The 22,499-nt window shown below is 58.1% G+C and carries 19 protein-coding genes and 1 pseudogene; 13 read left to right on the forward strand and 7 right to left on the reverse strand.

Features of this window, described 5'->3' with window-relative positions; translation table 11 throughout:
- The first annotated feature begins 384 nt into the window (after positions 1 to 384).
- The 7 genes and pseudogenes from SP68_RS00825 (at position 385) to SP68_RS00850 (ending at position 6,670) form a co-directional block, all read left to right on the forward strand.
- Positions 385 to 753 (forward strand): DUF3302 domain-containing protein, encoded by a 369-nt coding sequence (locus SP68_RS00825; protein ID WP_040969177.1) that lies wholly within the window; start codon positions 385 to 387, stop codon positions 751 to 753.
- 3 nt (positions 754 to 756) lie between these two features.
- Positions 757 to 1,893, forward strand: coding sequence for an HlyD family secretion protein (locus tag SP68_RS00830; protein ID WP_009484617.1), 1,137 nt, complete (start codon positions 757 to 759; stop codon positions 1,891 to 1,893).
- Positions 1,894 to 1,999: 106 nt separating this feature from the next.
- Positions 2,000 to 2,608 (forward strand): glutathione S-transferase, encoded by a 609-nt coding sequence (locus SP68_RS00835; RefSeq protein ID WP_004145238.1) that lies wholly within the window; start codon positions 2,000 to 2,002, stop codon positions 2,606 to 2,608.
- A 105-nt stretch (positions 2,609 to 2,713) separates the two neighbouring features.
- On the forward strand, positions 2,714 to 4,102 hold the full coding sequence (gene selA / locus SP68_RS00840; RefSeq protein ID WP_008806866.1) for an L-seryl-tRNA(Sec) selenium transferase: 1,389 nt from the start codon (positions 2,714 to 2,716) through the stop codon (positions 4,100 to 4,102).
- A complete protein-coding gene (gene selB / locus SP68_RS00845) occupies positions 4,099 to 5,940 on the forward strand; it encodes a selenocysteine-specific translation elongation factor (RefSeq protein WP_040969169.1) in 1,842 nt (613 codons plus the stop codon). The genes selA and selB overlap by 4 nt, the downstream gene beginning before the upstream one ends.
- A gap of 42 nt (positions 5,941 to 5,982) precedes the next feature.
- Positions 5,983 to 6,075 (forward strand): annotated as a pseudogene (locus tag SP68_RS27230) (IclR family transcriptional regulator); the annotation flags it as partial.
- Between the two features lie 109 nt (positions 6,076 to 6,184).
- Positions 6,185 to 6,670, forward strand: coding sequence for a 4Fe-4S dicluster domain-containing protein (locus tag SP68_RS00850; protein ID WP_008806868.1), 486 nt, complete (start codon positions 6,185 to 6,187; stop codon positions 6,668 to 6,670).
- Between the two features lie 42 nt (positions 6,671 to 6,712).
- Here SP68_RS00850 and avtA read toward each other — a convergent pair whose 3' ends face one another.
- Together avtA and SP68_RS00860 are read right to left on the reverse strand one after the other, a co-directional pair.
- On the reverse strand, positions 6,713 to 7,969 hold the full coding sequence (gene avtA, locus SP68_RS00855; protein ID WP_008806869.1) for a valine--pyruvate transaminase: 1,257 nt from the start codon (positions 7,967 to 7,969) through the stop codon (positions 6,713 to 6,715).
- A 168-nt stretch (positions 7,970 to 8,137) separates the two neighbouring features.
- Positions 8,138 to 10,171 carry an alpha-amylase gene (locus tag SP68_RS00860; protein WP_008806870.1) on the reverse strand — a complete coding sequence of 678 codons (2,034 nt, stop codon included), beginning with the start codon at positions 10,169 to 10,171 and terminating at the stop codon, positions 8,138 to 8,140.
- Between the two features lie 314 nt (positions 10,172 to 10,485).
- Between SP68_RS00860 and SP68_RS00865 the strand changes: the two genes are divergently transcribed.
- A complete protein-coding gene (locus SP68_RS00865; RefSeq protein ID WP_008806871.1) occupies positions 10,486 to 11,304 on the forward strand; it encodes a protein bax in 819 nt (272 codons plus the stop codon).
- A gap of 38 nt (positions 11,305 to 11,342) precedes the next feature.
- Here SP68_RS00865 and xylR read toward each other — a convergent pair whose 3' ends face one another.
- From xylR to xylF, 4 genes are all read right to left on the reverse strand, one after another.
- Positions 11,343 to 12,521, reverse strand: a complete 1,179-nt coding sequence (gene xylR, locus SP68_RS00870; protein ID WP_008806872.1) for a D-xylose utilization transcriptional activator XylR — start codon at positions 12,519 to 12,521, stop codon at positions 11,343 to 11,345.
- A gap of 234 nt (positions 12,522 to 12,755) precedes the next feature.
- Positions 12,756 to 13,937: a xylose ABC transporter permease XylH gene (gene xylH / locus SP68_RS00875; protein ID WP_008806873.1), complete on the reverse strand. Its 1,182-nt coding sequence runs from the start codon at positions 13,935 to 13,937 to the stop codon at positions 12,756 to 12,758.
- Positions 13,915 to 15,456: a xylose ABC transporter ATP-binding protein gene (locus tag SP68_RS00880; RefSeq protein WP_040969166.1), complete on the reverse strand. Its 1,542-nt coding sequence runs from the start codon at positions 15,454 to 15,456 to the stop codon at positions 13,915 to 13,917. The genes xylH and SP68_RS00880 overlap by 23 nt, the downstream gene beginning before the upstream one ends.
- 64 nt (positions 15,457 to 15,520) lie before the next feature.
- Complete coding sequence (gene xylF / locus SP68_RS00885; RefSeq protein WP_004210164.1) at positions 15,521 to 16,516, reverse strand: D-xylose ABC transporter substrate-binding protein; 996 nt, start codon at positions 16,514 to 16,516, stop codon at positions 15,521 to 15,523.
- A gap of 506 nt (positions 16,517 to 17,022) precedes the next feature.
- Between xylF and xylA the strand changes: the two genes are divergently transcribed.
- From xylA to yiaA, 4 genes are all read left to right on the forward strand, one after another.
- Positions 17,023 to 18,345: a xylose isomerase gene (xylA, locus tag SP68_RS00890; protein ID WP_008806876.1), complete on the forward strand. Its 1,323-nt coding sequence runs from the start codon at positions 17,023 to 17,025 to the stop codon at positions 18,343 to 18,345.
- Between the two features lie 92 nt (positions 18,346 to 18,437).
- On the forward strand, positions 18,438 to 19,892 hold the full coding sequence (gene xylB / locus SP68_RS00895; RefSeq protein ID WP_040969160.1) for a xylulokinase: 1,455 nt from the start codon (positions 18,438 to 18,440) through the stop codon (positions 19,890 to 19,892).
- Positions 19,893 to 20,060: 168 nt separating this feature from the next.
- Positions 20,061 to 20,432 (forward strand): inner membrane protein YiaB, encoded by a 372-nt coding sequence (yiaB, locus tag SP68_RS00900; RefSeq protein ID WP_008806878.1) that lies wholly within the window; start codon positions 20,061 to 20,063, stop codon positions 20,430 to 20,432.
- Positions 20,433 to 20,463: 31 nt separating this feature from the next.
- Entirely contained in the window at positions 20,464 to 20,910 is a 447-nt protein-coding gene (gene yiaA / locus SP68_RS00905; protein WP_008806879.1) for an inner membrane protein YiaA, read from the forward strand.
- Between the two features lie 26 nt (positions 20,911 to 20,936).
- Here the strand turns inward: yiaA and SP68_RS00910 are convergent, their stop codons facing one another.
- Positions 20,937 to 21,932 (reverse strand): acyltransferase, encoded by a 996-nt coding sequence (locus tag SP68_RS00910; RefSeq protein ID WP_040969158.1) that lies wholly within the window; start codon positions 21,930 to 21,932, stop codon positions 20,937 to 20,939.
- A 179-nt stretch (positions 21,933 to 22,111) separates the two neighbouring features.
- On the opposite strand from SP68_RS00910, the gene SP68_RS00915 reads away from it, so the two are divergent.
- Entirely contained in the window at positions 22,112 to 22,411 is a 300-nt protein-coding gene (locus SP68_RS00915; RefSeq protein ID WP_077598891.1) for a YsaB family lipoprotein, read from the forward strand.
- Positions 22,412 to 22,499 lie beyond the last annotated feature (88 nt).

Here is a 22,499-nt window from a genome sequence, read left to right on the forward strand (position 1 = left end):
GATCACATGAATATAGGGGGCAAAGCGCTTTTTGTAGTGATGTTGATCACATAATTCCTGTGTAAAAAAACAACACAGCGCCTTTTTAGCCGCTGATCTACCTTTTTATGTGATATTTGTCACAATTTTGTTTCGGGTTTTTGTTGTTTGTTTGTGATTTTGATCACAAAGAATTTCACGGTGGATTTTTGCTGCTGTGATCTCGGCCCGGTTTTGCGGCCAGGGCGAGATGGCTCTGTAACTAAGCAACCTTAACTGCCGAATAACTTTTTTACGCCGGATGGCAAAAATGAAAGGCGTGAATTATGCTCAAAATAGCGGCCCGAATGTCAGTGGGTCGTGAATAAAATTCATATAAATTATTAGCGTAAAGCCGAGGGAATTATGTTTCTCAATTATTTTGCGCTGGGCGTTCTGATCTTCGTTTTTCTGGTCATTTTTTATGGGATTATCATTATTCACGATATTCCTTATTTGATCGCCAAAAAACGCAACCACCCTCATTCCGATGCTATTCATGTCGCCGGATGGGTCAGTCTTTTTACTCTCCACGTCATCTGGCCGTTTTTATGGATTTGGGCCACGTTGTACCAGCCTGAGCGCGGCTGGGGCATGCAGCATAAGGCGAATACGGCCCCTGACGAACCTGAAAAAGAGACCGATATACAACAGCTTCGCCAACGACTGAGCGACCTTGAACACCAGGTGGCGGCCATCCAGCGGCCGCAGTCCACCTCTGCGGCGGAGACATAATCTATGGATCTGTTGATAATTTTGACCTACGTGGCCATCGCCTGGTCGATATTTAAAATCTTCAAAATACCGGTAAATAAATGGACGGTACCTACCGCGGCGCTGGGGGGCGTATTTATTGTTAGCGCGCTTATTTTATTAATGAACTATAACCACCCTTACACCTTTCTGGCGCAAAAGGCGGTGATATCTATTCCTATTACGCCGCAGGTTACCGGAGTGGTTAACAGCGTCACCGACAAAGCGAATCAGCGCGTCAAAAAGGGTGAGGTGCTTTTTACCATTGACCCGGCGCGCTATCAGGCGCGGGTCGACCGTCTGCAGGCCGACCTGGTGACGGCGCTGCACAGTATTAACACCCTCAAAGCGCAGCTCTCTGAAGCCCAGGCCAACACCACCCGCGTGTCGGCGGAGCGCGATCGCTTATACAAGGACTATCAGCGCTACCTGAAAGGGAGCCAGGCGCGGGTGAACCCGTTCTCGGAAAGCGACATCGATAACGCCAGGCAGAATTACCTTGCCCAGGACGCGCTGGTCAAGGCGTCGGTGGCGGAGCAGGCGCAGATCCAGAGCCAGCTGGACAGCATGATCAACGGCGAGCAGTCGCAAGTGGCCAGCCTGCGCGCCCAGCTGGCGGAGGCGAAATATAATCTCGATCAGACCACCGTGCGGGCGCCAAGCGATGGGTATATCACCCAGGTGCTGATCCGTCCGGGGACCTATGCCGCCTCGCTGCCGCTGCGTCCGGTGATGGTGTTTATCCCCGAGCAAAAACGGCTGATCGTCGCCCAGTTTCGGCAAAATTCCCTGTTAAGGCTGGAGAAAGGCGACGACGCGGAAGCGGTGTTTAACGCCCTGCCCGGGCAGGTGTTCCACGGCAAACTGGTGAGTATTTTACCGGTGGTGCCGGGAGGAAGTTATCAGGCGCAAGGGGCGTTACAGTCGCTGACCGTGACGCCGGGCAGCGATGGCGTGCTGGCGACCATCGAGCTCGACCCCAATGCCGAAATTGATGCGCTACCCGATGGTATCTACGCGCAGGTGGCGGTCTACTCCGACCATTTCGCCCACGTCTCGGTGATGCGTAAAGTGCTGCTGCGGATGACCAGCTGGATGCACTACCTCTATCTCGATCATTAATGCGATCGGCGGCAGGTTGAGCGGGACGCTCACCTGCCTTTTGTCCTGCCCTGAGCCATACTCATATCTTTGTTGGCGATAATTTGTTGGCGATAAGGAGCAGCTTATGAAACTGATCGGCAGCTACACCAGTCCCTTTGTGCGCAAAATCTCCGTGATCCTGCTGGAAAAGCGCATCCCTTTTGAGTTTGTCAACGAATCCCCCTACAGCGAAAGCAACGGTGTGGCGCGCTATAACCCGCTGGGCAAGGTACCGGCGCTGGTGACGGACGACGGTGAGTGCTGGTTTGACTCCCCGGTCATCGCCCAGTATCTGGAGCTGCTGGGCGTGGCGCCGCCGATGATCCCCGCCGACCCCAGAGCCGCTCTCAGGATGCGTCAGCTAGAGGCGCTTGCGGATGGGGTGATGGAGGCCGCCCAGGCGCTGGTGCGTGAAAAGGCTCGCCCGGGCGCGCAACAGTCAGAGCAAGAGCTGCTCCGCCAGCGGGAGAAAGTGGCTCGCGGCCTCGACCGGCTGGAAGCCTGCGCGGCAGACGGAACGCTGCGCGGCGACGAGGTTAATCTGGCGACCATTTCAACGGCCTGCGCCATTGCTTATCTGAACTTTCGCCGGGTCGCGCCCGGCTGGTGCGCCACCCGGCCGCAACTGGTGAAGCTGGTGGATGCGTTGTTCCAGCGCGCCAGCTTTGCGCGTACCGAACCGCCGCGGACTTGACCCAGGCAGGTAACAGTTTGCGCAAGGAGGCGTTACAATCGCCGCTGATTGTTGACTCCCTCTCCCGTCGGGAGGGGGGAAAATAACTTACCGCCAGGCCCATTCATGACTACCGATATTCGTGCGCTTTATACCCGGCTCCCGGCCATTGACCGCTTACTACGCGACCCCGCTTTTTCTCCCCTGCTGGCGCAGCACGGCCATTCGCAGGTGGTGGCGCAGCTGCGCCAGATGCTGGATGAGGCGCGGGAACAGATTAGCCAACGGCAGACGCTCCCTGACTGGAGCCATGACTGGCTGCACGCCTGTGAGCAGCGGCTCACCGCCGGCCAGCGGAGCGCCCTGCGTCCGGTGTTTAATCTCACCGGTACGGTATTGCATACCAATCTGGGGCGCGCCATCCAGGCGGAGTCGGCTGTGGAGGCGGTTGCCAGCGCGATGCGCGCGCCGGTGACGCTCGAATATGATCTCGACGACGCCGGGCGCGGCCATCGCGATCGCGCCATTGCCGATCTGCTGTGCCAGATCACCGGCGCGGAAGATGCCTGTATCGTGAACAACAACGCGGCGGCCGTTCTGCTGATGCTGGCGGCCACCGCCAGCGGCCGCGAAGTGGTGGTTTCCCGCGGCGAACTGGTGGAGATCGGCGGCGCATTTCGCATTCCTGATGTGATGCGTCAGGCGGGTTGTCAGCTGCACGAAGTGGGTACCACCAACCGCACCCATGCCAAAGACTATCGTCAGGCGGTGAATGACAATACCGCGCTGCTGATGAAGGTTCACACCAGCAACTACAGCATTGAAGGCTTTACTAAAGCCGTCGACGAAGCGGAGCTGGCGGCCATTGGCCGCGAACTGGACATCCCGGTGGTGGCCGACCTGGGCAGCGGGTCGCTGGTGGATCTCAGCCAGTATGGCCTGCCGAAGGAGCCGATGCCGCAGGAGATGATCGCCGCCGGGGTGAGCCTGGTCAGTTTCTCTGGCGACAAGCTGCTCGGCGGCCCGCAGGCCGGAATTATCGTCGGCAAACGCGCGCTGATTGCCCGGCTGCAAAGCCATCCGCTGAAGCGGGCCCTGCGCGCGGATAAAATGACCCTCGCGGCGCTGGAAGCCACGCTGCGCCTCTATCAGCACCCGGAGGTGCTGACGGAGAGATTACCGACGCTGCGCTTGCTCACCCGTCCGGCGGAAGAGATCCGCCGGCTGGCTGAACGCCTGCTGCCTGACCTGGCGGCACACTATGCTGACTTTGCCGTCAGCGTGGCAGCCTGCCAGTCGCAGATTGGCAGCGGTTCGTTACCCGTTGACCGCCTGCCCAGCGCGGCGTTGACCTTTACCCCGCATGACGGCCGCGGCAGCCGGCTGGAGGCGCTGGCTGCCCGCTGGCGCGCGCTGCCGTGTCCGGTGATTGGCCGCATTGATGATGGTCGGCTCTGGCTGGACCTGCGCTGTCTGGAAGATGAAACCCGGTTTATGGAGATGTTGTTACGATGATTATTGCCACCGCTGGACATGTTGACCACGGCAAAACGACGCTGCTGCAGGCGATAACCGGCGTAAACGCCGATCGTCTGCCGGAAGAGAAAGCGCGGGGAATGACGATCGATCTCGGCTATGCCTACTGGCCGCAGCCGGACGGGCGGGTGCTGGGATTTATTGACGTTCCCGGACACGAAAAGTTTTTGTCCAACATGCTGGCGGGGGTGGGGGGTATTGACCATGCGCTGCTGGTGGTGGCCTGCGATGACGGGGTGATGGCGCAAACCCGCGAACACCTGGCGATCCTGCAGTTGACCGGAAAGCCGACGCTGACCGTGGCGCTCACCAAAACGGACCGCGTGGCGGCCACCAGGGTGGAGGAGGTCCGGGCGGAGGTCGAGCAGACTCTGCGCGAGCTGGGCTTTGACGCCGTCGCTTTCTTTCCCACCGCGGCGGCGGAAAACATCGGTATTGCCGAACTGCGCAGCCATCTGCTGCAGCTTGCGGAGCGCCCCCGCCCGCAGCAGCAGCGGTTTCGCCTGGCGCTGGACCGCGCTTTTACCGTCAAAGGGGCAGGGCTGGTGGTCACCGGGACGGCGCTCTCCGGTGAAGTACGGGTCGGGGATACTCTGTGGCTCACCGGCGTCAACACGCCGATGCGCGTGCGGGGTCTGCATGCCCAGAATCAAGCGGTTGAGCAGGCGCACGCCGGGCAGCGCATTGCGCTGAATATTGTCGGCGATGCACAGAAAGAGGCAGTGCACCGCGGCGACTGGCTGTTGTCCTCACCGCCGCCGGAGCCTGCGGAACGGGTGATTGTCGAGCTGCGGTGCCATACGCCGCTCAGCCAGTGGCAACCGCTGCATATTCACCATGCTGCCAGCCACATTACCGGCCGGGTGTCGCTCCTCGAGGACAACCTGGCGGAGCTGGTGCTGGATACCCCGCTGTGGCTGGCGGATAACGACCGGTTGGTGCTCCGCGATATCTCTGCGCGTATGACGCTGGCCGGCGCACGGGTGGTGACGCTGGATCCCCCGCGCCGCGGCAAACGTAAACCGGAATATCTGCAGTGGCTGCACGCCCTGGCGGCGGTCGGCGCTGACGATGCGCAGGCGCTTGAGCTGCATCTGCAGCGGGATGCCGTCCGGCTTGAGCGCTTCGCCTGGGCACGGCAGCTCAGCGAAGCCGGAATGGCCGCCCTGATCCAGCGACCAGACTATCTGCAGGCCGGACAGCGCCTGCTCAGTGCCCCGCTTGCCGCCCGCTGGCAGCGAAAATTGCTGGATGCTCTGGCGCGTTACCATGAGCAGCATCGCGATGAGCCCGGGCCGGGCCGGGAGCGCCTGCGCCGCATCGCGCTGCCGATGGAAGATGAAGCGCTGGTGCTGCTGCTGATTGAGCAGATGCGCGAGAGCGGCTTAGTCCACAGCCATCACGGCTGGCTGCATTTGCCGGAGCATAAAGCCGGGTTTACCGACGAGCAGCAGGCGGTCTGGCAGAAGGTGGAAACCCTGTTCGGCGACGATCCGTGGTGGGTGCGCGATCTCGCGCGCGAAGTCCATGTCGAAGAGTCGCTGATGCGCGCGGTGCTGCGCCAGGCGGCGCAGCAGGGGATGATTACTGCGATCGTCAAGGATCGTTACTACCGCAACGATCGCATTGTGCAATTCGCCCAACGGGTGCGCGAGCTGGATCAGCTGCGCGGATCAACCTGCGCCGCGGATTTCCGCGATACCTTAAACGTCGGGCGCAAGCTGGCGATCCAGATCCTGGAGTATTTCGATCGGATTGGCTTCACCCGCCGTCGCGGTAACGATCATATCCTGCGCGATAAGGCGTTGTTTCTGTAATCATTCACGCCAGCTCCCCGGCGGACTTCGTGCAGGGGAGCTGGCGAAAAGAACTTGTTAAAACCGCTGCGTGAGACCGCCGAAGCAATTTCGCGTGAGCTGGGTTTCACGGTGCGTGAAGCGTCAGGCAAATGACCACATCCTGCAGGCCATCTGACAAAAAACAGCGCTGATTCCATTCAGGATCAAAGCGCGGGCAGGGACTATTCTGGCACCCTGCGGTTTTATCCCCAGGGAGCAGAGGATGAACCAGTTTCTTATTGCCAATGCCCAGCGGTGTATTGGCTGTCGTACCTGTGAAGTGGCTTGTGCGGTGGCGCACCAGCAGGCGCAGGATGTCGCCGCCCTGTCGACGAACCATTTCGCGCCGCGTATCCGGGTGGTGAAAAGCGGTGACATATCGACGGCGACGGCGTGCCGGCAATGCGAGGATGCGCCCTGCGCCAGCGTTTGCCCGCAAGGGGCGATTCAGCGCGACAATGACGTCTGGTGGGTCGATCAGCGGCGCTGCATCGGCTGCAAAAGTTGCATGGTGGCCTGCCCGTACGGCGCGATGACCGTTACGGTAGTGAACGAGCAGGCGCAGGCGCTGAAATGCGATTTATGCCATCACCGCGCTGAAGGACCAGCCTGCGTGGCCGCCTGCCCGACGCAGGCGCTGCGGGTGATGGTTCCCGCGGAGCTGGAGGCGCTATGTGCGCAAAAACGCCAGCGGCTGGCGCTGGCGTGAGTGGGGACGCTGACGGGCGTTAACCGCCCGTGGCGTCAGAGGCTATGCTTCCTGTTCGCGCCAGGCGAATTCAATCTCTTCGGCGAGAATTTTCACCCCGGCCTCAATTTTTTGCGGGTCTGGCACATAGTTCATGCGCATACACTGGTGAGTGTGCGGCCACGGCTTATCCAGACCCGGGAAGAAGTAATCCCCCGGCACCATCAGCACGCCGCGCTTTTTCAGCCGCTGATACAGCAGCTCGGTGGAGACCGGCAGGTCCTTAAACCACAGCCAGAGGAAAATGGCTCCCTCCGGTTTGTGGATCAGGCAGCGCTCCTCCGGTAAATAACGGCGAATAATGGCGATGGTTTCCTGCACCCGCTGGTAATAGAAGGGCTTGATCACCGTCTCTGACAGGCGCAGCAGATCCTGTCGTTTAATCATTTCGCACATCATTGCCGGCCCAATGCCGCCAGGGGCGAGGCTGATAATGCCGTTCATGTTGCTGATGGCGGTGATGATTTTCTCGTTGGCGATGATAATCCCGCAGCGGCTGCCCGGCAGGCCCAGTTTGGACAGGCTCATACACAGCACGATGTTTGGATTCCACAGCGGTCGGGCATCGCTAAAGATAATGCCCGGGAACGGTACGCCGTAGGCGTTATCAATCACCAGCGGGACCCCGTGCTGATTCGCCAGCGCATCCAGTTTGATCAGCTCTTCATCAGTGATGACGTTGCCGGTCGGGTTGGTGGGGCGCGAGACGCAGATCATCCCGGTCTCTTCCGTCACCTGCAGATGTTCAAAATCAACGTGGTATTTGAACTGGCCTTCCGGCAGCAGTTCGATGTTCGGCCGGGTGGCAACGAACAGATCCTCTTCCAGACCGGCATCGGCGTAACCAATATATTCCGGCGTCAGTGGGAACAGTACCTTACGCGTGGTGCCATCTGCCCGACGGCCTGCAAACAGATTAAATAAGTAGAAAAATGCGCTCTGACTGCCGTTTGTTAGCGCAATATTCTGTGGTTCGATCTCCCAGCCCAGCTCGTCGCGCAGCATGTTCGCCAGCAGGCTCAGCAGCTCGCTTTTGCCCTGCGGCCCATCATAATTACAAAGCGCATCAAGGGCTTTGCCATTATCCAGCATGTCGGACAGCAGCTGCTGGAAGTAGTCATTCATTTCCGGGATCTGAGCGGGGTTGCCGCCGCCCAGCATAATAGCGCCCGGCGTGCGCAGACCGTCATTAAGGTCTTCCATCAAGCGGGTGATGCCTGAATGACGGGTGAATTTGTCGCCGAAAAGGGAAAATGTCATCGCGAATAGTCTATCGGTGGTTCTGGAAAGTGGCTAACCATAACGCCAGCGCTAGCGTGGTGCAAATCGGCGGGAGGAGACGGCTTTTTATCTTTATCCTGTAAATTGCTATTTTGTTAGCGTTTTGTTCTGAATGGCTCCCCGCCAGGGCGGAGAGCCACCTGTGGATTACTGCTGTTGTCCGGCCCAGATGACCATCACTTTGTCTTCACCGCTCTCACGCACGAACCCGTAACCACGCGGCATCGACAGCGTTGTCTGTTTGCCCATGCCGATTGCCGGATGGCGAGCGCGGAACTGACCGATCTTCTGCCAGTGAGTGACGCTGCGGGCCGCCTTGCCGTTAACATCCTGCCAGTTCATCTGCGAACGGGTGCCCTGTAGCGGGTCCGAGCCGGTGGGGCCGAACGGACGTGATGATTCGTCACCATAGAAAATCTGCACGGCGCCAGGGGCCAGCAGCAACAGCTCCGCCGCAGTGGTGCCGCCTTCGCGGAACAGGCGCGTATCGTGCGAGGAGAGGTAACTCAGGACGTTAAAGCTCTGCAGCTTGTCCGCCATTTGCTGCCAGGTGAGGTCAATATTGGCCATACAGGTCGCCGCTTTCGCCGCCTGGTCCTGGTAGTCGAAATTGATCATCGCATCAAAACCGTGGCGATAATAATCGCTCTGCATCACCCCATGTCCCCAGGCTTCGCCGGTCATCCAGAACGGCGCCGCATCCAGCGCTTTATCCGGATTGGCTTTCTTCCACTCCGCCAGCGCGGCGGTGGCCTGGGTTTTTAACTGCTGCCAGGCGTCCATCTCCACATGTTTGGCGGTATCGACGCGGAAGCCATCGATGCCGTAGTCGCGCACCCACTGGCTTAGCCAGTGGGTCAGGTAGTCGCGCGGCGTATAGCCCGGGATCGCCTTCGCCGCGGTGTCCGGTTTATGGCTATAGAAGTTCGGCAGGCCTGAGGCTTCCTTCGATTCGGTTTTCAGGTCCGGCAGGAAGGCCAGCGACATGGTGAGATCGTCATAGCCTGGGTTGTCATAATCGCCGATATCGGTGCGGATCCACTTCTTGCCCCACCATTTCTCCCAGCCGGCTTTGTCGCTGAAGTTGATATAGTCGTTAAAGCTATGCCAGGTCTGGCCCGCGCCCGGTTTCCAGTCCGTCCAGCGCTCGCCAAGGGTTTTTTTCAGCTCATCGCCTTGCAGATACAGGGCACCGAACTGGAACTCCTGCATGTCGGCCAGGGTGGCGTAACCGGTATGGTTCATCACCACGTCAAACAGGATGCGTATGCCGCGCTTATGCGCTTCATCCACCAGCCGGCGGAGATCCGCTTCGGTCCCCATGTTGGCGTCCAGTTTCGACCAGTCCTGGGTGTAATAGCCGTGGTAGGCGTAGTGCGGGAAATCGCCCTTCGTGCCGCCGCCGACCCAGCCGTGGATCTGCTCGAGCGGGGAGCTGATCCACAGGGCGTTAACCCCCATCTGCTGCAGATAATCCAGCTTGCTGGTTAATCCCTGCAGGTCGCCGCCGTGGAAGGTGCCGATCTCCTGCATGCCGTCTTTATGACGGCCATAGCTGTTGTCGTTGGCCGGGTTGCCGTTTACAAAGCGATCGGTCAGGACGAAGTAGACAGTGGCGTTGTGCCAGTCAAACGGCGCCGGGGCGGCGGTCTCGGCACGCTCGAGCAGCAGCAGGCCATTGCTGCCGAAGGCGGGCTGCAGGGTGATTTTGCCGCCGCTGACGGTCGCGACATTGCCGCTGTAGAAATCGCGGACCTTGCTGCCCTCGGCGAAGGTTTTGCTGACGTCGATGGTCAGCGGTTTTCCATCCCACTTCGGACACTGACGGATCTGCGGCGCCGCGGCGCTGGCCTCTTTTTCCTCCAGCGAAATCATCATTGTCGGTGTGCCGGAGCGGGTATCCACCTCCAGGGTATACAACCCCTGGCGGAAGATACGCCATTGCGGCGGGGTGCCACGGCAGGGCTCCATGGACAGCATCTGGTTGAGCTTAATGCCGCCGGAAGGCTGCCAGCACTGCTGGTCAAAATTTAGCTGCAGAGGACGTGTACCCTTCTCAACCACTTTCTGGCTGATGAATCGGCCCGTCCCTTCTTCGGTAAAGGCAGGGAAGTCGGTAGTAGTCCAGGCGGCAAAGGCCATCCCAGGCACGAATAACGTGGCAAGCGCAGCGAGTTTCATTGCGGGATCCTGTGAGCGGTTTTTATCTAGTGTGCCTTGTTGCCGCACGGGTGAACTCCTCCTGGCCGGCGTTTTACCAGGAGGATGAAAAGGGGTGAGTGACACCGCTCAAAAAATAGGCTAAAAATGAGACGAAGCTAGCATTTTCGCACTGGCGATGCGGCGCAGAAACCGATTTCAGATGACACCAATTCGGAATTGGACTATTTCTGTTGATGCTCTCATTGCGTATTTTTGATACTATTAGCGATTCAGCTATCGTTTTTTTGTGAAAAACAAGGTGTTGGAATGCATATATCCGACCAGGAGACCTGATGATATCGAATCCCATACGACGATATGGGGCCGCCATACTTATGTTACTAACCTGTGTATTTTCAGGTAGTGTGTTGGCAACAACGCACACAGCAACAAAGAGTCATAAAGCCCCAACGGTTAAGAAGATCAGTAGTACTAAGGTAAGCAGTAAACAAGAGTATTCTCGCAATAGTGTAAAGAGCAGTTCACTTCCTGACTTGCGAAAATACCCTTCCGGAACACCAAGGAAAAAAGCGTTTCTCCGGACGGTCATGCCTTATATTACCAAGCAGAATCAGGCGATTACTGCGGATCGTAACTGGCTTGTTTCCAAGCAGTACGATGCTCGCTGGTCGCCGACTGAGAAGGCGCGCCTGAAAGATATCGCTGCCCGTTATAAGGTGAAGTGGTCAGGCAATACGCGTCATGTGCCCTGGAACGCGCTGCTTGAGCGTGTCGACATTATTCCGAACAGCATGGTAGCGACCATGGCGGCGGCGGAAAGTGGCTGGGGTACCTCCAAGCTGGCGCGTGAGAACAACAACCTGTTTGGCATGAAGTGCGGCGCTGGTCGCTGCCGCGGGGCGATGAAAGGCTACTCGCAGTTCGAATCAGTGGAGCAGTCGGTGCAGGCTTATGTCACCAACCTGAACACCCACCCGGCTTATTCTTCATTCCGCAAATCGCGCCTGCAGCTGCGCAAGGCGGATCAGGAAGTGACGGCCAGTACCATGATTCATAAGCTGAAGGGTTATTCGACCAAAGGGTCGAGCTACAACAACTATCTCTTCGCGATGTATCAGGACAATCAGCGGCTCATCGCCGCCCATCTGTAATCCGGATGCCCGGCCTTGTCGCCGGGCATTTTTTTGCCCTACAGCATCACCTCGCTGTGCCGGTCACGGTACTCCTTCGGCGTCACGTCGTACTCCTTCTTAAACACCGAATAAAAATATTGCAGCGATGGGTAGCCGCACATCTGTGAAATCTCATTGATCGACAGGCTGGTGGACACCAGCAGGCTGCGCGCCTTTTCCAGTTTCTCGCTGTGGATCACCGTGTGGATGGTCTCCCCGACTTCCTCTTTGAAGCGTTTCTCCAGATTGGAGCGAGAGATGCCCACGGCGTCGAGCACCTGTTCCACCTTGATGCCTTTGCAGGCGTTGTTGCGAATGTAATGCATCGCCTGAATCACGGAGGGATCGTTCAATGACCGGTAGTCGGTGGAGCGTCGCTCAACGACGCGCATCGGCGGGATCAGCTGGCGCTGCAGCGGGAGCACCTCGTTATTCAGCAGCCGGTGGAGTAATTTTGCCGCCTGATAACCCATCTGGCGGGTGCCCTGGGCGACGGAGGAGAGGGCGACGCGAGAGAGATAGCGGGTCAGCTCCTCGTTATCGATGCCAATAACGCACAGTTTCTCTGGCACCGGGATATGCAGCAGCTCGCAGGCCTGCAGGACGTGGCGGGCGCGGGCGTCGGTGACGGCGATGATGCCGGTTTGCGGCGGCAGGGTTTGCAGCCAGTCGGCGAGCCGGTTTTGCGCGTGCTGCCAGTTTTCCGGCGCCGTCTCCAGCCCCTGGTAGACCACGCCGCGATACTTCTCCTTCGCGACCAGCTGGCAGAAGGCATACTCGCGCTCTACCGCCCAGCGTTTACCGCTGGAGGTGGGGAGTCCGTAAAACGCGAAGCGGTGCACCCCTTTTTCCTTCAAATGAAGAAAGGCGCTTTCCACCAGCGCGGCGTTGTCCGTGGCAATATAGTGGACCGGCGGGTACTGCTCTGGCTGATGATAAGAGCCGCCGACGCCGACGATGGGCACGTGGACATCGGCCAGCAGCTTTTCAATTTCGGGATCGTCATAGTCGGCGATAACGCCATCGCCCAACCACTCTTTGATGTTTTCGATTCGTGCCCGAAAATCCTCTTCAATAAAGATATCCCACTCCAGCTGGGAGGCTTGCAGATACTCGCCGACGCCCTCAACCACCTGGCGGTCATAAGCTTTGTTGGCATTGAATAACAGCGTAATACGGTGACGCTTTTCAAACATAGATAATGTTCCTGCTCTAACCCCGGTCATACCCCTTCATTCATGATGTTGCCGATGGCCTGGCTTCCTCACTCACCCGGGCCACGTACGCCGGTACGCAGCCCGGGGGCGCCGTCTGCAACCCGAATGCTGTTGGGTATACACTACCGGCTAATGCCCGAGATATTTCAAGCGCCTTGTGGCGAAGTTTGGCGGTAGCGCAAAGAATTCAGACATTCTTAAGAAAGTCTCTCCTCACGCGCGCCGCTTGGTGGCGGAGTCCATCCACACCGCCAGCAGCAAAATGGCGCCTTTAACGATATATTGCCAGAAGGTGGCGACGTCCATCATGCTCATGCCGTTATCCAGGGCTGACATAATAAACGCCCCCATTACCGCTCCGGCGACGCTGCCGATGCCGCCCGCCAGGCTGGTGCCGCCGATGACGCAGGCGGCGATGGCGTCCAGTTCGGCGATGTTACCCGCCGAGGGCGACCCCGCGCCGAGGCGCGAGCTGAGGATCAGCCCGGCAATGGCGACCATCAGGCCGTTAATGGCAAACACCGCCAGCTTGGTACGCTCGACGTTGATCCCTGAGAGGCGGGCCGCCTCCAGGTTGCCGCCGATGGCATAGATGCGACGACCAAAAGCGGTGCGGGTGGCCATAAACAGGCCTGCCAGCAGCAGGGCAGCGAGGATCAGCACCGGGGTCGGCACGCCACGATAGTCATTGAGCAGCCAGATTGCGCCCAGCACAATTACCGCGGTAATGGCCTGACGGCCAACGGCGGCGGTGGAGGATGAGGTCGCCAGACCTAACGCCTGACGGCGCATCCGCCCGCGCCACTGCCAGACAATAAACGCCGCCATGCCGACCACGCCGATGCCAAACCCAATACCGTCTGGCAGATAGCTTTGGCCGATCTGCGCCATCGCCGGGCTGGTGGGCGAGACGGTGGTCCCGTTGGTGATGCCGATCAGAATGCCGCGAAACGCCAGCATCCCGGCGAGGGTGACGATAAACGAGGGAACCTTGCGATAGGCCACCCACCATCCGTTCCACGCCCCGAGCAGCAGGCCCATCACCAGGGTCACCAGGATGGTGAGCGGCAGCGGCCAGCCGAGCCAGACGTCAAAGATTGCCGCGGCGCCGCCCAGCAGCCCCATCATCGAGCCGACGGACAGGTCGATTTCTGCCGAAATAATCACAAACACCATGCCAACGGCGAGGATGCCGGTGATGGCCGTCTGGCGCAGCAGGTTGGAGATATTGCGTGCGCTCAGGTAGGCGCCATCGGTAACCCAGGTGAAAAACAGCATAATGACGACGATGGCGGCGATCATCACAAAGACCTGGAGATTCAGCCCCTTCAGCGCCGGCAAGGCGGCGGGGGCGGTTGGGGTGAGTTTGATTTCAGACGACGTGTTCTTCGACATGGCGTTCGCTCCTCAGCGCGGCTTCCATCACCTGCTCCTGGGTCAGATGTTGATTAACCAAATTGGCTTTTAGTCTGCCTTCGTGCATAACCAGCACCCGATCGCTGAGACCGAGCACCTCGGGCAGTTCTGATGAAATGACAATGACCGCGATGCCCTGCTGCACCAGCTGGTTAATCAGTTTATAAATTTCATACTTTGCCCCGATATCGATGCCACGGGTGGGTTCGTCGAGGATCAGAATGCGCGGATTGAGCAGCAGACAGCGCGCGAGTATCGCCTTTTGCTGGTTGCCGCCGCTCAGGCGGCCAATCGCCAGTTCCGGCGAAGAGGTTTTAATTTTCAAACGCTGAATGGACTGCTGAATGCAGTGCTGCTCGGCGGCGTCGTCCAGGCTGCTCATCGCGCCGGTGAACTGGTTGAGCGCCGCCAGGGTAATGTTTTTGCCCACCGCCATCACCGGCACGATGCCGTCTTTTTTGCGGTCTTCCGGCACCATGGCGATGTCGTGGGCAATGGCCTGCTGGCAGTTAGTGATGCTCACCGGCTGGCCATCAATAAAGATCTCCCCTTGCCAGCGCCCCGGCCAGACGCCGAACAGGCACTGTACCGCCTCGGTACGTCCGGCGCCGACCAACCCGGCGATGCCGAGGATTTCCCCGCGACGCAGGGAAAACGAGACGTCATTGACGCGTTTAATATGGCGGTTTACCGGGTGCCAGGCGGTTAAATGTTCGACCCGCAGGATCTCCTCGCCGTGGGCGTGCGGCTCGCTGGGATAGAGCGCGGTGAGCTCGCGGCCGACCATCATGGTGATGATATCGTCTTCGCTCATGCCGCTGGCGTCGCGGGTGCCGATGTGCTGGCCATCGCGGATCACGCAGATCGTGTCGGAGATCGCTTTGACCTCATTGAGCTTGTGAGAAATATAAATGCAGGCGATACCGTGGTTTTGCAGATCGCGAATGATCGTCAGCAGCGTCGCGGTCTCTTGTTCGGTTAAGGAAGCGGTCGGTTCGTCGAGGATCAGCAGACGAACCTGTTTATTCAGCGCCTTGGCGATCTCCACCAGCTGCTGCTGGCCAAGGCCGAGGTCGCCGACGCGGGTGTCGGGCGAAATGGGCAGATTGACCTGCGCCAACAGCTTCTGACAGCGCAGCGTCATGGTTTCATAATCCAGCAGACCGTGGCGGGAGATCTCGGCGCCGAGGAAAATATTCTCCAGCACGGTGAGATGTTTCACCAGCGCCAGCTCCTGATGAATGATGGCGATGCCTTTACGTTCGGTATCGCGAATATGGTTTGCCTGCAGCGTTTCGCCGGCAAAAATAATCTCGCCCTCATAGCTTCCGTGCGGATAGATACCGCACAGCACCTTCATCAGCGTCGATTTTCCCGACCCATTTTCACCGCATAACGAGACCACTTCGCCAGCGTTCAGACGCAGGCTGACGTTATCCACGGCTTTAACGGCGCCGAAGGTTTTGGTGATGTTCTTCATTTCGAGTAGCCAGGCCATAAAGACTCCGCAAAAGTGATATCCGGCGGGATGAAAATGACGCCCCGGAGCGGGGCGTCAGCCATTACAATTCACTCTTTTTATGGAAACCGTCTTTAATCACCGTGGCGTCAATATTCTCTTTATTCACCTCAATGGGCGTTAACAGGCGCGAAGGGACATCTTTTAAGCCGTTATTCAGCGTGGTATCGGCCTTCGGCTGCTTATCGTTACCCAGCTCAACGGCGATTTCAGCGGCGTTGGTGGCCAGGGTGGTAATCGGTTTATAGACGGTCATCGTCTGAGTACCGGAAATAATGCGCTTCACACCCGCCAGATCAGCATCCTGACCGGAGATCGCCACTTTACCGGCCAGCCCCTGGGCGGTTAAGGCCTGGATGGCGCCGCCGGCGGTGGCGTCATTGGAGGCGACCACGGCATCGATCTTGTTATTATTCGCCGTCAGCGCGTTTTCCATTATTTTCAGCGCGTTCTCCGGCAGCCAGCCGTCAACCCACTGATCGCCGACAATCTTAATTTTGCCTTCATCCACATACGGTTTGAGGACCTTCATCTGCCCGGCGCGGAACAGTTTGGCGTTATTATCCACCGGCGAGCCGCCCATCAGGAAATAATTACCCTGCGGCACTTTGTCGACCAGACTTTGCGCCTGCATTTCACCAACTTTTTCATTGTCGAAAGAAATATAGAAATCAATATCAGCATTATTAATCATACGGTCATAGGCCAGGACTTTAATACCTTCCTGCTTGGCTTCTTTAATCACGTTGCTGAGTACCTGACCGTTATAAGGAATAATGACTAACACATCGACGCCGCGGTTGATCATATTTTCAATTTGCGACATCTGCGTTTCTTCATTGCCGTTGGCGGATTGGACAAAAACTTTGGCGCCTAAGGATTCCGCTTTATTGACGAAAATATCACGGTCTTTCTGCCAGCGCTCCAGACGCAGATCGTCGATGGCCATGCCAATCTTCACTTCTTTCGCCATCCCCGCCATGCTGGCGAGCAGGAGGGAGCTGGCGCAAAGTGTAAGGCAAAGGTTCTTTATCTTCATAATAATGATACCTTTTTTGTAAGGGTAGATAAGACGAACGGAAAAATAATGTTTGATACATGAGGTTGCGGATACGTTACAGATTCTTAACGCGGAAAGCAGGGCTGGCAATTACCGGTTCTTATTTTGCCGTTATGAAATTTCGTTTAATGTGCAAATTATGACGGCGATCGTATTTTATTCATGCACACTCTTATTATTGCACTGGACTTGTCCGACAAGGCACGGAGAAGGCGGAAGTATATTATTTTTTGCGAGCTGGCGCACGTTTGTGGATTCTCTCAATGGCGGTGTGAAATAACGTAATTGAGGAGATGGAAAGTGAAATTCTATATTGGCTTAAACCCGTCATACTTCAAGTTGTAGGTGGGTTGGTGACATTCGTTGCTCCGACCTCTTGCTGGTACCAGCGCCTGGAGGTTCACGCTCTTGCCGCCTTCCTGCAACTCGAATTATTTAGGGTATCTGATTGGTTATTCGCCGCATCTCTGAATATGGAGTTCTCTATGCAGACCTATTTCGATCAACTCGATCGCGTTCGTTACGAAGGCCCGAAATCCACTAACCCGCTGGCTTTCCGTCACTACAACCCGGATGAACTGGTGCTGGGCAAACGGATGGAAGATCATCTGCGTTTTGCGGCCTGTTACTGGCATACCTTCTGCTGGAATGGCGCCGATATGTTTGGCGTGGGCTCCTTCGACCGTCCATGGCAGCAGCCTGGCGACGCCCTGGAAATGGCCAAACGTAAAGCCGATGTGGCGTTTGAATTCTTCCACAAACTCAACGTGCCTTACTACTGCTTCCACGATGTCGATGTCTCGCCGGAAGGCGCCTCGCTGCAGGAGTACAGCAATAACTTCGCCCGCATGGTCGAGGTGCTGGCAGAGAAACAGCAGCAGAGCGGCGTGAAGCTTCTGTGGGGGACCGCAAACTGCTTTACCAACCCGCGCTACGGCGCTGGCGCGGCCACCAACCCGGATCCGGAAGTGTTTAGCTGGGCGGCCACCCAGGTGGTCACCGCGATGAATGCCACTCATCAGTTGGGAGGCGAAAACTATGTGCTGTGGGGCGGTCGCGAGGGCTATGAAACCCTGCTGAATACCGACCTGCGCCAGGAGCGTGAACAGATTGGCCGCTTCATGCAACTGGTGGTGGAGCATAAGCATAAAATTGGCTTTAAAGGCACGCTGCTGATTGAGCCCAAACCGCAGGAACCGACCAAGCATCAGTATGACTATGATGCCTCTACCGTTTACGGCTTCCTCAAACAGTTTGGTCTGGAAAAAGAGATTAAACTGAATATTGAAGCTAACCATGCCACGCTCGCCGGCCATTCGTTCCATCATGAAATTGCGACGGCCATTGCGCTGGGGCTGTTCGGCTCCGTCGACGCCAACCGCGGCGATCCGCAGCTGGGCTGGGATACCGACCAGTTCCCGAACAGCGTCGAAGAGAATGCGCTGGTGATGTATGAAATTCTTAAAGCGGGCGGCTTCACCACCGGCGGCCTCAACTTTGATGCGAAAGTGCGCCGGCAGAGCACCGACAAATACGACCTGTTCTATGGTCATATTGGCGCGATGGATACCATGGCGCTGTCGCTGAAAGTTGCGGCGCGGATGATTGAGGACGGTGAGCTGGATAAACGCGTGGCCAGACGCTACGCCGGCTGGAACGGTGAGCTGGGGCAGCAGATCCTTAACGGGCAGATGACCCTCAGCGACATTGCCCAGTATGCCACTCAGCATCAGCTGGCGCCGCAGCATCGCAGCGGCCAGCAGGAACAACTGGAAAACCTGGTCAACCATTATCTGTTTGATAAGTAATCATGCGGCGGCGCCCGGCATGACCGGCGTCGCAACCAGGATGCTCTGTTCGCGCCACGCTTAGCCGTGGCGCGCGTTTAAGGAGAGGTAGTATGTATATCGGCATCGATCTGGGAACATCGGGCGTCAAAGCCATTCTGCTGAATGAGCAGGGTGAGGTAGTGGCATCGCATACCGAAAAACTCACCGTCTCGCGTCCGCATCCGCTGTGGTCGGAACAAGATCCCGAACAGTGGTGGCTGGCGACAGACACGGCGATGAAAGCCCTGGGCGCGCAGCATAGCCTGCGCGACGTGAAGGCGCTGGGCATCGCCGGGCAGATGCACGGCGCCACGTTGCTGGATAAATCGTTACAGGTGCTGCGTCCGGCCATTTTATGGAATGACGGCCGCTGCGCCGAAGAGTGCCAGCTGCTGGAGGAAAAAGTCAGCGCTTCCCGGCAGATCACCGGCAACCTGATGATGCCGGGCTTTACGGCGCCGAAGTTACTCTGGGTGCAGCGCCACGAGGCGGCGGTGTTCAACCAGGTCGATAAAGTGCTGCTGCCGAAGGACTATCTGCGCCTGCGCATGACCGGCGAGCTTGCCAGCGACATGTCTGACGCCGCCGGTACGATGTGGCTGGACGTCGCCCGGCGTGACTGGAGCGATGAGATGCTCGCCGCCTGCGATCTCAGTCGGGATGCGATGCCGGCGCTGTTTGAAGGCAGCGACGTCACCGGACAACTGCGACCTGAGGTGGCGCGGGCGTGGAATATGCCGCAGGCGCTGGTGGTGGGCGGCGGCGGCGACAACGCCGCAGGCGCGGTCGGGGTCGGAATGGCCGACGCCGGGCAGGCAATGCTGTCGCTGGGCACCTCAGGCGTCTACTTCGCCGTCAGCGAAGGGTTCCTCAGCAAACCCGAAAGCGCGGTGCACAGCTTCTGCCATGCGCTGCCGGGCCGTTGGCATCTGATGTCGGTGATGCTCAGCGCGGCCTCCTGCCTGGACTGGGCGGCGAAATTAACCGGCCTGGCCAGCGTGCCGGCGCTGATCGCGGCGGCGCAGACGGCGGATGAAAGCGCCGGTCCGGTGTGGTTCCTGCCCTATCTGTCGGGCGAACGCACGCCGCACAACAACCCGCAGGCCAAGGGCGTCTTTTTTGGCCTGACGCATCAGCATGGGCCGGCAGAGCTGGCGCGGGCGGTGCTGGAGGGAGTGGGCTATGCGCTGGCGGATGGCATGGACGTGGTACACGCCTGCGGCATCAAGCCGCAGAGCATCACGCTTATCGGCGGCGGGGCGCGCAGCGCTTACTGGCGGCAAATGCTGGCGGATATTAGCGGCCTGCAGCTCGATTACCGTACCGGGGGCGATGTCGGCCCGGCGCTGGGGGCGGCCCGGCTGGCGCAGCTGGCGGTGCACGACGAGGCAGACCGCGCCGGGCTGCTGAAGCCGCTGCCGCTTGAACAAGCCCATCGCCCGGACGATCGCCGTGTGGCCCACTATGCGCCACAGCGGGAAACCTTCCGCCAGATTTATCAGCAGCTGAAATCGCTGATGTCTTAGCCTCAGTCCGTCCGGCAGCGCCGGGCGGATTCCCTCCCTGAATGTCCCGGCTACATCCATCCAAAAAAGCGTATTTGTTTATTCCGAAATCTCCGCTTTCCGGTGCGTAACCTGCGGCATCGCCGGGGGAGTCGGTCATAATCAGCCCCTGTCGACCAGGGAGGTGAGATGAACACAAAACGCAACATTGCCAGGGTGATGATGGCAGCAGGATCGCTGGTTTATCTGCTCGGTATCTGGCGAACCTGCCCGTTGTTTAGCGGTAAAGGTTATTTTCTCGGCGTACTGGTGATGGGGATGTTTGCCGTCCTCGCCCATCAGCGCGCCAGCCAGTGGCAGGAACAGGACGACGGCTTTATTGCCTTATGTCGGCTGGTGCTGTTGCTATCGGTCGGCCTGCTGCTGGTTGGCGCCTGGTATGTGCCGGCAGACTGGCATGAAAAAGCCGTCTATATCGCGGCGTGGTTTGTCTGCTTATATGGCGCATCGGCAACCCCCGAACGGACCCGCGTCGCCCGGGCGATGCAAAAAACGGAATAAGCGCCGCCCCGAGGCGCGTAAAAGGTAAAAAGTGATGGAAAACAAGCACGCGACGTATTCTCCGGCGTTTCATTTGATCTCCTGGATTGCCCTGATCGGCGGCATCGTCACCTATCTGGTGGGGCTGTGGAATGCCGATATGCAGTTGAATGAGAAAGGCTATTATTTTGCTGTCCTGGTACTGGGGCTGTTTGCCGCGGCATCTTATCAAAAGACGGTGCGCGATAAGTATGAAGCCATTCCGACCACCGCGCTGTACTACACCACCTGCCTGGTGGTCTTCGTTATCGCTGTAGGTCTGCTGGTTATCGGACTGTGGAATGCCACTCTGCTGCTCAGCGAGAAAGGGTTCTATGGGCTGGCGTACTTTTTGAGCCTGTTTGGCGCTGTTGCGGTGCAGAAAAACGTGCGTGATGCCTGGGACCCGACGCGCTTACGGGAACCTCTCAGCGTGACGGAAGAGGGGCCTGAGTCGTAAGTCGGGCCCCTCCGGGTGGCGGACCGTTAGCTGACCAGCCGGCGGCTATCAATCCGCTGCACCAGGCCTGACAGCAGCAGGCTGCCGAGCAGGGCGGCGCTAAATATCCACACAATGTCCAGCAGCGGCCAGCGGGACAGCTCCAGATGGCTGGCGCGCAGCGCATGCACTATCAGGGCATGGAAACCGTAGATCCCCAGTGAATGTCGCGCAATGCAGGCGATACCGGGCAGGGGACGTGCGTTAAGCCAGTTTTTGGCCAGCGTCAGCAGGGCGACCGCGCAAACGAACACCGCCGGCCCGCAGTAGAGATACCAGGTGTCGCCAAAGTCTCCGCGCCAGCGCAGCTCATGCAACGTGCCGCGGGAGATAACCCACACGGCGGCGATGAACAGCGCGGCGCAGAGCGGGGTCAGCCATTTTTTATCGGTGTCCAGGGTGCCAATGGCTCTGCCCAGCACGCCGTAGAGCACGTAGTAGAAGGTATCGCCGTTGATATAGAGGTTGACTGGCAGCCACTCAATCCCGGCGGCTTTGACGCTGACCATATTGGGGTTGGCCAGAATACCGAGGATCGCCATCAGCGCCAGCAGCATTTTGCCGCTGACGGACTTAACCTGAATCAGCGGTGAGAGCAGGTAGATGACGGCGATAGCAAAGAAAAACCACAGGTGGTAGAAGACGGGCTTCTGCAGCAAATTCTTTAACGATAGCTCGACGTTGATATGGGTAAACAGCGCGATATACAGCAGAGACAGCGCGCTATAGAACGCAATGCACAAACCAATTCGCCAGAAATGGCGCGGCTGGGCGCTGCGCTCGCCAAAAAACAGGTATCCCGAGATCATAAAAAACAGCGGCACGCTGACGCGGGAGGCGGAATTGAGCAGATTAGCGATGTCCCATTCCATAAGGGTGATGGCATGCGGATGAGTGATATACCAACTGGTACTGTGGATCATCACCACCATCATGCAGGCGATACCGCGCAGGTTGGTGATCCAGTGTATCTTTTCTTGCATCAGTCCCTCAAAGTCTGCTGGCGAAATAAGGTCTGACCCGCCTTATGTCCCGGTGTCGCAATAGATTAGTCTGAGTTTTCGGTCACAGACTTGTCGCGGTTTTATGATATTCGCAAAATACCTGTAATACTGAATCTTTACGATAACAACTTGCTAACAAGGCGGTGGAGGAGTACGTGGTGAAAGGTGTTGTTTCCGTTATGCTGGTGCTGCTCCTCGCGGGCTGCAGCGAGACCATTTCTCCCCCGGCGCAAAAAGCGCAGCGCGCACGCATTACTCCGCAAACGACGCTCAATATGGCCCAGCTTTGCAAGGATCAGGCCGCTATTCGCTACAACACGCAAACGCAGCTCGTTGACGTGAACCATTTTGAACAATTCCAGGCGAGCTATGAGCTTTCGGGGCGGACCGGCAAGAATGAGCGTTTCATCTGTTCCTTTGACCCGGACGGCCAGTTTATGCATCTTTCGATGCGCTGAATCGACCCCGGCTGGCGTAAATTTCGTCCGTTTTCCTGAAACAACGCCGTTTCGTACTGTATATCTCGCAGCCAGCGGGTATACTGAC

The sequence above is a fragment of the Klebsiella variicola genome (genome assembly GCF_000828055.2).
In the GTDB taxonomy this organism is placed as follows: Bacteria; Pseudomonadota; Gammaproteobacteria; order Enterobacterales; family Enterobacteriaceae; genus Klebsiella; species Klebsiella variicola.